The sequence below is a fragment of the Pseudomonas sp. ICMP 8385 genome (assembly GCF_002699915.1).
In the GTDB taxonomy this organism is placed as follows: Bacteria; Pseudomonadota; Gammaproteobacteria; order Pseudomonadales; family Pseudomonadaceae; genus Aquipseudomonas; species Aquipseudomonas gessardii.
The window spans coordinates 1-10,794 of sequence record NZ_LKBY01000150.1; the positions used below are offsets into that span (position 1 = coordinate 1).

General features: G+C 62.2%; 7 protein-coding genes and 1 pseudogene. All 8 read left to right on the top strand.

The window, feature by feature from the left end; all coding sequences use genetic code 11:
* Nucleotides 1–88: 88 nt before the first annotated feature.
* Nucleotides 89–181: pseudogene (locus AO268_RS29605) on the top strand (alkane oxidation protein activator PraA); the annotation flags it as partial.
* A gap of 129 nt (nt 182–310) precedes the next feature.
* Nucleotides 311–835: an alkane oxidation protein activator PraB gene (gene praB, locus AO268_RS32845; protein ID WP_169898121.1), complete on the top strand. Its 525-nt coding sequence runs from the start codon at nt 311–313 to the stop codon at nt 833–835.
* Between the two features lie 124 nt (nt 836–959).
* Nucleotides 960–2,405: an outer membrane protein transport protein gene (locus AO268_RS29615; protein ID WP_099170708.1), complete on the top strand. Its 1,446-nt coding sequence runs from the start codon at nt 960–962 to the stop codon at nt 2,403–2,405.
* A 292-nt stretch (nt 2,406–2,697) separates the two neighbouring features.
* On the top strand, nt 2,698–5,223 hold the full coding sequence (locus tag AO268_RS29620) for an acyl-CoA dehydrogenase (RefSeq protein WP_099170709.1): 2,526 nt from the start codon (nt 2,698–2,700) through the stop codon (nt 5,221–5,223).
* Nucleotides 5,224–5,355: 132 nt separating this feature from the next.
* The gene (locus tag AO268_RS29625) at nt 5,356–6,699 is read left to right on the top strand and encodes a 3-oxoacyl-ACP reductase (protein WP_099170710.1); all 1,344 of its coding nucleotides are present in this window, start codon (nt 5,356–5,358) and stop codon (nt 6,697–6,699) included.
* A 2-nt stretch (nt 6,700–6,701) separates the two neighbouring features.
* A complete protein-coding gene (locus tag AO268_RS29630; RefSeq protein WP_099170711.1) occupies nt 6,702–7,592 on the top strand; it encodes a MaoC/PaaZ C-terminal domain-containing protein in 891 nt (296 codons plus the stop codon).
* Nucleotides 7,589–8,887, top strand: a complete 1,299-nt coding sequence (locus AO268_RS29635; RefSeq protein ID WP_099170712.1) for an acetyl-CoA C-acetyltransferase — start codon at nt 7,589–7,591, stop codon at nt 8,885–8,887. The genes AO268_RS29630 and AO268_RS29635 overlap by 4 nt, the downstream gene beginning before the upstream one ends.
* 27 nt (nt 8,888–8,914) lie before the next feature.
* Nucleotides 8,915–10,618 (top strand): AMP-binding protein, encoded by a 1,704-nt coding sequence (locus AO268_RS29640; protein ID WP_099170713.1) that lies wholly within the window; start codon nt 8,915–8,917, stop codon nt 10,616–10,618.
* Nucleotides 10,619–10,794: the final 176 nt, after the last annotated feature.

Below are 10,794 nucleotides of genomic sequence, written 5' to 3' on the forward strand. Positions count from 1 at the left end.
TCTGCGCTTGAATCCTTCGGTGTGAGAGCCTGGATTCTACCGGTGGCTGGCTCTCTGCCTCTCGTTTCAAGCGTTGCGCTTATTCTATGAATTCAGGGCGGCCAATGTGCCAATCGGTGAAGACTGCAAGATCAAAACGGTATCGATCAAGATGCCGCCGACGTTCAAAGTCGTCGAGTAAGTACCCGAATTTGTAGTGGTAATTGCATTGAAATTTGGCTGGAAAGGGAAGTTCTGCTGTTTCTCCGTGACCTCTCGATCATGGCCATTACCCCGGCGAAATGACTCGCCATACATGTGAGGAAAAATAATGAAAAGTTTGAAAACCCTCGTTTGTGTAAGTTCGTTTGCTTTGTGCTTTGGCGCGGCTTCGATGGCCAGTGCGGCGTCTTTTAGTCCAATTGGAGCGACGTTTGTTACAGGGGCGACTGGGAGCATTGAGGTTAAGTCGCCTTCTTCGTTCCAGAACCCGGTGACCTGTAAGGCTGTTTTTGAAGGCACGGTCCGTCCAGATGGCAAGGCGGATATCACCAAGGTCACCATCTCTCAAGGCACCAGCTCTCTGTGCGACCTGCCTCAGATCACTGGATTGCCTTGGTTGCTGGAGCCTCTCACTGCAACGACTGGCAAGGCTCACAACGTTGGCTACAAGATCGTCACTCCAGGCTTCCCACCGCCAACCAACTGCGGCCCTTCCTCCATTGACGTGCTGTTGTCATCGACACCGGCACCGTCTCCAAGTATCGCATTGACTGCGAACAATCAGCCGCTTTCTGGCAATTGCACCGTTGTGAAACTGAATGTTGGCGCTCTTGGGGTCACTATTATTCCTTAATGTAGGAACTGCTCCAAAAGGGCTGATCACCCAGTAAAGGCAGGCGCCTCGTCAGAGGCGCCTGTTGAAGAAAGTCTGATCGGTTTTATCGATTGAGACGAATAAAAACAATAAGGAGTGGGGCATGAATAATAAGAAACAACAGGCGCAAGTGTTCCTCAGCCTGGCATTGTTGAGTGGGCTGATGTTGACTGCCGGCTCGGTCCAGGCAGGCGGCTTCATGACTCCTACCGCTAACACTGCTGGCTGGGGTCGGGCGTTCGGTGGTGGTTCGATGTTCAAGAACGATCCGTCAGCGGCCTACAACAACCCGGCTGCCATGGCTTTCATTGACAAGACTATTTCGCAGTTCACCATCAACTACGCCAATATCGACATCAAATACAAAGGCTCGGCGTATGACTACGCTGGTAATCCGACGTCTACCACTGTCATGGATCCTACGACCGGGGAACTTGTCTCGTCGACCCCGCGTACTGGTGACGGCGGCCAAGGCGGGTTCGAGGCCTGGGTACCCACCGGCTTTATGGTGATCCCGATCAACGACCGTTTTGCCTTTGGCCTGAGCCAGGTGGTGCCCATGGGCGCCCGCACAACCTGGGATGAAGACTGGAAAGGCCGCGATTTTGCAGTGGATACCCGCATCGAAACCGTTGGCTTGACCGGCTCCCTGTCGTTCAAGGTCAATGATGAGTTTTCCATCGGTGGTGGTGCGATTCTTCAGCACACCAAAGGCTTTGTGAGCCAGAACGTCGACCTGTATGCCGCTGCTGCGCAGTCGCCGGATTTTGGTTTCATTCCATTTCCTGCAGGCCAGGGCTTCGCCTTGATGCGGGTCAAGGTCGACAATAACTCCCTGGGTTGGTTTGCGGGGATGACCTGGAAGCCCACGGCGCAGGACACCCTGGGCTTGAACTACCACGCCAAGATCAAGAACAAGCTGGAAGGCAAGTACAACATGTACGCCGATCCGGGCTCGGAAGCACTGATGACCACCCCGATGGTCGACGGTAAAACCCTGGTCGAACTGGCGTACCCTGGGCTCAAGCTGTATCCGGGCGGCGCCAATGCGTCCACGCAACTGGACATTCCTGCCAATGCGTCCCTGGACTGGGTACACGACTTCTCTGACCGCCTGACCCTGGGCGCCAGCGTGACCTGGACCCAATGGTCGTCCTTCGAGGCGCTGACCTTGAAGTCCAATGGCAGCACCATTGTGTCGATCCCGTACAAGTACAAGAACACCTGGATGTATTCGTTCGGCGGCGACTACAAACTCACGGATGATTTCACCGTGCGCGCCGGTGTGGCCTTCGACCAGACCCCAACCCGCAACTCCACCCGTGACCCGCGTATCCCGGATGGGGACCGCACCTTCGCTTCCCTGGGCTTTGGCTACAACATCCGCGCCATTCCTGGCCTGAGCATCGACGGCGCGTATTCCCGCCAGTTTGTGGAAACTGTCAAGCTCAAGACCAAGAACGTTGATCGTCTGGGCGCGGCGTCGCTGGATGGCAAGTCCGAGGCCAAGGGCGAAGTGGTCAGCCTGTCGGCCACCTACGCTTTCTGACCTGTTGTTGTATCTGCGTAGTCCCAGGGTAAACGTGTAGTCAGCGCATCTTTCTACTGCGTTTACCGGGTGCTGCACCGGTGGGTCGCCCACGCGACCCCTTGTGATTTCCTTCCCTTATTGGCATTTCGGCTGACGCGTTCGGCCGAGAATTATTTCGCAAACCAATTAAATAAAAATTTCAAAACAAAATTTGAATTTGGCTTTTCAAGTTTGTAGTGTGGTGATCAGTCGCAGGCCATACCGACCTGCTGATAGGCGTGCCGCGCCCTGAACAAGTAGAGGTATCTTGATGGTTATCTGGTTATTGGCGGGACTTGCTGCGGCGACTGCCCTGGCGTATCGACAAGCCGCAGCCACCCTGTGGCTGGGCGCTGGCCTGGTGTGGTGGGCGGCGGGTTATCTGTTCAATGTAGTCGCAGGGTTTGGCCTGGGCGTTGCCGCGCTGCTGGTGGTGGTGCCGGCGCTGCTGCTGAGCATCAAGCCCCTGCGCCGTACGTTGTTGACCAGCAAGGTCCTGGGTCTGTTTCGTACGATCATGCCGGCCATGTCCGACACTGAGCGCGCGGCTATCGAGTCTGGCACCGTGTGGTGGGACGCCGAGCTGTTCAGCGGCAAGCCCAATTGGCCGCGCCTGTTGCAAGCCGCGCCGGCGCGCTTGAGCGCCGAAGAGCAGGAGTTCCTCGACAACGAAGTGGAAACCCTCTGCGACATGGCCAATGACTGGGAAACCACCCAGGTCTGGCAGGACCTGTCGCCCGAAGGCTGGCAGTACACCAAGGATGCCGGCTTCCTCGGCATGATCATTCCCAAGCAATACGGCGGCAAAGGCTTCTCCCACTATGCCCACTCGCAAGTGGTGATGAAACTGTCGACCCGTTGCTCGGCGGCGGCGATTTCGGTGATGGTCCCCAACTCCCTGGGCCCGGCCGAGCTGTTGCTGCATTACGGCACCGACGCCCAGCGCAATTACTACCTACCGCGCCTGGCCCGTGGCGAAGACATTCCGTGTTTTGCCCTGACCAGCCCCTATGCCGGTTCCGATGCCGGGGCGATTCCCGACCTGGGCATCGTCTGCAAGGGTATGCATGAAGGCCAGCAAGTGCTGGGTTTCAACGTGACCTGGGACAAGCGCTATATCACCCTCGGCCCCATTGCCACGGTGCTGGGCCTGGCCTTTCGCGCCGAAGACCCGGACGGCCTGCTGGGCCAGCCCGGTTCGCTGGGCATCACCTGCGCGTTGATCCCCACCTCCCATCCCGGGGTGAACAGCGGTCGCCGTCACTGGCCCCTCAATGCGGTGTTCCAGAACGGCCCGACCACCGGCAAGGACGTGTTTATCCCCCTGGAATGGGTGATCGGCGGCCGCGAACAAGTGGGCAACGGCTGGCGCATGCTGATGGAATGCCTGGCGGCCGGGCGGGCGATTTCCTTGCCGTCGGCCAACGTTGGCCTGGGCAAGGTGGCGGTACGCGGCACCACGGCCTATGCGGCGATGCGCAAGCAGTTCGGCCTGCCGATCGGCAAGTTTGAAGGGGTGCAGGCGCCGTTGGCGCGCATGGCCGGGCACCTGTATGCCTGCGATGCGGTGCGCAAGGTCTCGGTGGCGTCGTTGGATGTCGGCGAGAAGCCCTCGGTGATCTCGGCGATTGCCAAATACCACGTCACCGAGCGTGCGCGGATCATCGTCAACGACGGCATGGATATCGTCGCCGGCAAGGGCATTTGCATGGGGCCCAACAACTTTCTGGCCCGCGCCTACCAGCAAAGCCCCATCGCGATCACGGTGGAAGGCGCGAATATCATGACCCGCTGCCTGATCATCTACGGCCAGGGCCTGATCCGTTGCCATCCCTACGTGTTCCGTGAAATGGAAGCGGCGCGCAACCCCGACCCGCGCCAGGCGTTGCTGGCGTTCGACAGCGCCCTGTTTGGTCACCTGAGCTTTGTGCTGGCCAACACCGTGCGTGCGGCGGTGCATTCTTTTACAGGCGGGCGGCTGATTGGCGTGCCGGCCAAGACCGATCCTTCGCTTGCGTCCTACTACCGCCAGGCCAATCGGCTGTCGGTGGTGCTGGCGTTGATTTCCGATATCTCCATGGGCGTGCTGGGTGGGGCGCTCAAGCGCAAGGAAAGCATCACCGGGCGCCTGGGCGATATTCTTTCCCAGCTCTACATCCTGTCCTGCGTGCTTAAGCGCTTTGAGGATGATGGCCGGCCCCAGGCCGATCTGCCCTTGGTTCACTGGTCGGCCCAGGATGCGCTGTTGCGGGCCCATGAAGCCCTGGCCGAAGTGCTCGACAACTACCCCTCCAAGTCGGCGGCGGCAGTGATGCGTGGCTTGAGCTTCCCGTTGGGCATTCCCCAGCGCAAACCCTCCGACCGCCTGCTGGCCGAGGTGGCCGAATTGGTGCAGACCCCGGGCGAAAGCCGCGACCGTTTGCTGGCCAATTCCTATATCCCGCGCCCGGAAGTCGACAAGCTGGCCTATGGCGAGTTGGCGTTCCGCCTGCTGCCCCAGGTGGAGTTGATCGAAGGGCGACTCAAGGCGGCCGTCAAGCAAGGCACCCTCGAACCGATGCCGATCAGCGCCACGGCCTTTACCACCTGGCGCATCAAGGCCCGGGCCCTGGATTTGATCAGCGCCGACGAAGACGCCTTGCTGGCGCGCTACGTGGAGTACGCCGACTACGGTATCCAGGTGGACGACTTCCCGCAGGACTTCGGGTTGCTGGAGGCCTTGCAAAAGCGCCAGCAGGCGTTGGAGCAAGCAGCCAAACCCAGCAGCAAAAAACGTGAAAACGCCCCGGTGAACTAAAGACCAACACGCTCACTGTAGGAGCTGGCTTGCCTGCGATGGCGGTGTATCAGATTGCATCTCTGGCACAGATACCCCGCCACCGCAGGAAAGCCAGCTCCCACAGGGGATTGGGTTTGCAAGGATTGATTTATGAGCGACAGCTACCTCTCTTTTGTTAATTCTGCCTGGGGCCGCCGCCTGGCCCAGGTTATCGGCTTGCCGCAACCCTTGCCCCTGCAACGCCACCGCAGCGGCCAGCCAGGCCTGGCCAACCCGGTGATCATCGCCGGGGCAGGGCGCCTGGCGGACGAGGTGCGGCGCCTCTTCAAGGCCACCGACACCGTGCCGGCCCAGGCCGCCACGCCCAAGGCGCCGTCCACGGTCAAGGTCCAGGGTGCGGTGTTCGATGCCAGTGCCGTGACCGACCTCAAGCAACTGGACGAACTCTACGCATTCTTCCATGCCAACGTCCGGCGCCTGGGGCAACACGCACGGGTGGTGGTGCTGGGCACCGCGCCCGAACACTGCCAGGACTTGCCCCAGGCTATCGCCCAGCGTGCCCTGGAAGGCCTGGTGCGATCCCTGGCCAAGGAGCTACGGCGGGCGATCACAGTGCAACTGATCTATGTCGCGCCGGGTGCCGAGCAGGCGTTGGACAGCAGCCTGCGCTTCTTCCTGTCGTGGCGTTCGGCCTATGTCTCGGGGCAGGTGGTGCGCCTGGAACAACCGGTGGATGGCGCCTGCGTCATCGACTGGGACAAGCCCTTCAGCGGCCGTCGCGCCCTGGTCACCGGCGCCTCCCGCGGCATCGGCCTGGCTATCGCCCAGGTCCTGGCCCGTGATGGCGCGCAGGTGGTGTGCGTGGATGTGCCGCAAGCGTTGCCCTCCCTGGAACAGGCGGCCAGCAGCGTCGGTGGCCACGCCTGGGCGCTGGACATCACCGCCGCCGATGCGGTGCAGCAGCTGCAGGCTTATGTGGCCGAGCACGGTGCGTTTGATGTGGTGGTGCATAACGCCGGGATCACCCGCGACAAGACCATTGCCAAGATGAGCGAAGCCGCCTGGCGCAGTGTGCTGGCGGTCAACCTCGAAGCGCCGTTGCACTTGAGTGAAGCCTTGTTGCAAGGGCAGGGGCTCAAGGCCGGTGGGCGGATTGTCTGTGTGTCGTCGATCTCCGGGATCGCCGGCAACCTGGGGCAGAGCAACTACGCCACCTCCAAGGCCGGGGTGATTGGCCTGGTGCAGGGCCTGGCGCCTGTGGCGGCAGCGCAGCAGGTCACGGTCAACGGTGTGGCGCCGGGGTTTATCGAGACCGGGATGACCGCGCAAATCCCGCTGCTGATTCGCGAGGCGGGGCGGCGCATGAATTCCCTGTCCCAGGGCGGGCAGCCGATTGATGTGGCCGAAACCATCGCCTGGCTGGCGCACCCGGCCTCGGGCGGGGTCAATGGCCAGGTGGTGCGCGTGTGCGGCCAAAGTCTGTTGGGAGCCTGAGCATGGACGACGTGACGCAGATTATCGACCCGCCACCGTCGCGCCAGCGCCTGCTGCTGGCCGGCCTGTTGGCGCTGCGCAAACCCAAGCTGCAAGGCGCTCCCACGTTGCCCCGGGAACGCCTGGTGCGCTCGGCGGTGGCGTTGAGCGCCAAGGAAATTGCCGCCTATGGCCGGGCCTGTGGCTTTCGGCGCGAGCAAGGGGTGCCGCTGTCCTATCCCCATGTGCTGGCGTTCCCCTTGCACTTGATGCTGCTGACGCGCCCGAGCTTCCCGTACCCGGCCAGCGGCATGGTGCATCTGGCCAATCGCATCCGCCAGCACCGGTGCCTGCAGGAAGGCCAGGCCCTGCGCCTGGAAGTGTTTGCCGAGCGCTGGGTGGCCCATGCCAAGGGCCAGGCCTTGAGCATCGCCACCCAGGCCTACAGTGCTGGCGAGTTGGTGTGGCACAGCGACAGCCTGTACCTGCGCCGGGATGTGGCCAATCCGGTGGGCGAGCCTTGGGGCGACAGCCTGGCATTGCCCGAAGAAGGCGTGCGGCGCACTCAGCGCTGGGTGTTACCGGCCGATCTGGGGCGGCGTTTTGCCAAGGTGTCGGGGGATTTCAACCCGATCCACACCTCGCTGATCGGCGCGCGGCTGTTCGGCTTTCGCCGGGCTATCGCCCATGGCATGTGGACCCTGGGCCGCGCCCTGGCCGCCCAGCAACCCCCAGGCGGGCTGGACGTGGCCGAGGCCCATTGCGAGTTCAAGCTGCCGATCTTCCTGCCCGGTCAGGTCGCCCTGTGGAATGCCCCGGCAGACGGCCCGCGCCGTGCGTTCGAGGTGCGCAACCCGGACGGTGACAAACCCCATATGCGTGGCCTGTTTATCTGGAATGAGAACCACCGATGAGTGACTACAGTTTCAACCCGGCCCCCACTCGCCGCGTGGCGATTGTCGGCGGCAACCGCATCCCGTTTGCCCGTTCCAACACGGTGTATGCCCACGACAGCAACCAGGATTTGCTGGTGGCCGCGCTGCAAGGCCTGGTGGACCGCTACAACCTCCACGGCCTGCGCCTGGGCGAGTTCGCCGCTGGCGCGGTGATCAAACACTCGCGGGACTTCAACCTGGCCCGTGAGTCGCTGCTGTCCACCACCCTGTCCGCCGAGACCCCGGCCTACGACCTGCAGCAAGCGTGCGGCACCGGCTTGGAGGCGGCGTTGCTGGTGGCCAATAAAATCGCCCTCGGCCAGATTGATGTGGGGGTTGCCGGGGGGGCCGATACCACCTCCGACGCGCCCATCGGCATCAACGAATCCCTGCGCCGCACGCTGCTGGCGGCCAACCGCGCCAAGGGCAGCGGCAACAAGTTGCGCAGCCTGTTGCAGGTGCGCCCCTCGATGTTTTTCAAGCCGCTGCTGCCGCGTAATGGCGAGCCGCGTACCGGCTTGTCCATGGGCGAGCACTGCGAAGAAATGGCCAAGCGCTGGCAGATCAAGCGCCTGGCCCAGGACGAACTGACCCTGACCAGCCACCAGCGCCTCGACGCGGCCTATAAAAACGGCTTCTTCGACGACCTGATCAGCCCCTATCGCGGCCTGTCCCGCGACAACAACCTGCGCGCCGATGCCAGCCTGGAGAAGCTCGCCAGCCTGTCCCCGGCCTACGATCGGCAGAACGGCACCCTCACGGCCGGTAACTCCACGCCGCTGACCGATGGCGCCTCGGTGGTGCTGCTGGCCAGCGAGGAGTGGGCCGCCGCTCGTGGCCTGCCGGTGCTGGCCTACCTGCGTACCGGCGAAACCGCGGCGGTGAACTTCGTCGATGGCAGCGAGGGCCTGCTAATGGCCCCGGCCTATGCCGTGCCCCGCATGCTGGCGCGTGAAGGCCTGGGTTTTGCCGACTTTGATTTGTTCGAGATCCACGAAGCCTTTGCCGCCCAGGTGCTGTGCACTCTCAAGGCCTGGGAAGACGCCGACTACTGCCGGGAGCGCCTGGGGCTGGACGCGCCGCTGGGGCCTATCGACCGCGCCAAAATGAACGTCAATGGCGGCTCGCTCGGCTGCGGTCATCCCTTTGCCGCCACCGGTGGCCGCCAGTTGGCGGCGCTGGCCAAGGCCATCCACCTGCGCGGTGGCGGGCGCGGTTTGATTTCCATCTGCGCCGCCGGCGGCCTGGGCATTACCGCCATCGTTGAAAAGTAGCCGTACAACAACAATAAGGAGACTGCGATGAATGCTGTAAGCCTGGACCAAACCGAACGTATCTGGCTGGACGCCTACCTGCCTGGCGTGCCCAGCGACATCGATGCCGGCATCGAGGAATACCCGTCGTTGCGCGAGGTCTTCCTCGAGCATTTGCACAAGTACCGCGACCGTGTGGCCTACGTCAGCATCGGCACCGAAATGACCTACGCCACCTGGCAGGCCCAGGGCCTCGCCTTTGCCGCCTGGCTGCAGGCCCAGGGCGTGCGCAAGGGCGATCGTGTGGCACTGATGATGCCCAACTGCTTGCAGTACCCGATCTGCCTGCTGGGCACCCTCCTTGTCGGGGCGGTGGTGGTCAACGTCAACCCGTTGTACACCGCCCATGAACTCAAGCACCTGCTCAAGGACAGCGGCGCCGAGACCGTGGTGATCTTCGAGAACTTCGCGCACACCCTGGAAAAAGTCGTGGCCGGCAGCACGGTCAAGCGCGTGGTCATCGCGGCCATCGGCGACCTGCTCGGCACCTTCAAGGGCGCGGCGATGAACTTCATCCTGCGCCGCGTGCAAAAACAGGTGCCAGCCTTCAACCTGCCGGGTGCGCTGCGCTTCAACCAGACGCTCAAGCAGGGCCGGGGCCTGACCCACACCCCGGTGCCGCTGGCGCGTGAAGAGCTGGCGTTCCTGCAATACACCGGCGGCACCACCGGCGATGCCAAGGGCGTGATGCTCAGCCACCGCAATATCATCGCCAACCTGTTGCAGGCCAAGGCCTGGGTGGGCGATCAACTGGACCAGAACCAGCAGGAAACCAACGTTACCTTGCTGCCGCTGTACCACATCTTTTCCCTGACCGTGAATTGCCTGATGTTCATGTGCCTGGGCGGGCGCAATATCCTGATCGCCAACCCACGGGATGTGAAACGGGTGCAGATGATCCTGCGCAAGGAGCGCTTCAACGGGATTGCCGGGGTCAATACCCTGTTCAACGGCTTGCTGGAGAACGCCGAGTTCCGCGCCCGGGACTTTTCCGACCTGCGCCTGGTGATCGCCGGCGGCATGGCCACCCACACAGCGGTGGCCAAGCGCTGGAAAGACGTCACCGGTTTGCCGATCATCGAAGGTTACGGCCTCACGGAATGCTCGCCGGTGGTGAGCATCAGCCCCATCGATATCTCACGCATGCGCGACATGGAATTTACCGGCAGCATCGGCGTGCCCTTGCCGTCGACCTGGGTGCGCTTTATCCGCGAGGACGGTGAACTCGCCGACATCGGTGAGCCGGGTGAGTTGCAGGTGCGTGGCCCGCAGGTGATGCAGGGCTACTGGAAGCGCCCCAAGGAAACCGCCGAGGTGCTGGACGCCGAGGGCTGGCTGTCGACCGGGGATATCGGGGTGATGAATGAACAGGGCTTTATCCGCCTGGTGGATCGCAAGAAGGACATGATCCTGGTGTCGGGCTTCAACGTGTACCCCAATGAAATCGAAGACGTGGTGGCCTTGCACCCGGGCGTCGCCGAAGTGGCGGCGATTGGTGTGGAAGATGGGGTGACCGGGGAAAAGGTGAAGATTGTGGTGGTGCGCCGCGACCCGACCCTGACCCAAGAGCAACTGCTGGCCCATTGCCGGGAATACTTGACGGGGTACAAGGTGCCCAAGTTTGTCGAGTTCCGCGTCGAAGAGTTGCCCAAGACCACGGTGGGCAAGGTCCTGCGCCGCGCATTGCGCTGACTTGATGCGGTCTAATGTGGGAGCGGGCTTGCCCGCGATGACAGAATGTCAGTCAATAAATGTGCTGACTGACAGCCCGCCATCGCGGGCAAGCCCTAATGCCAGTCAGTTAAGAAATTGACTTCTCCGCCAAGCAATAATAGAAACGGGCTCTGTTTTTATGAGTTCGTTTCATG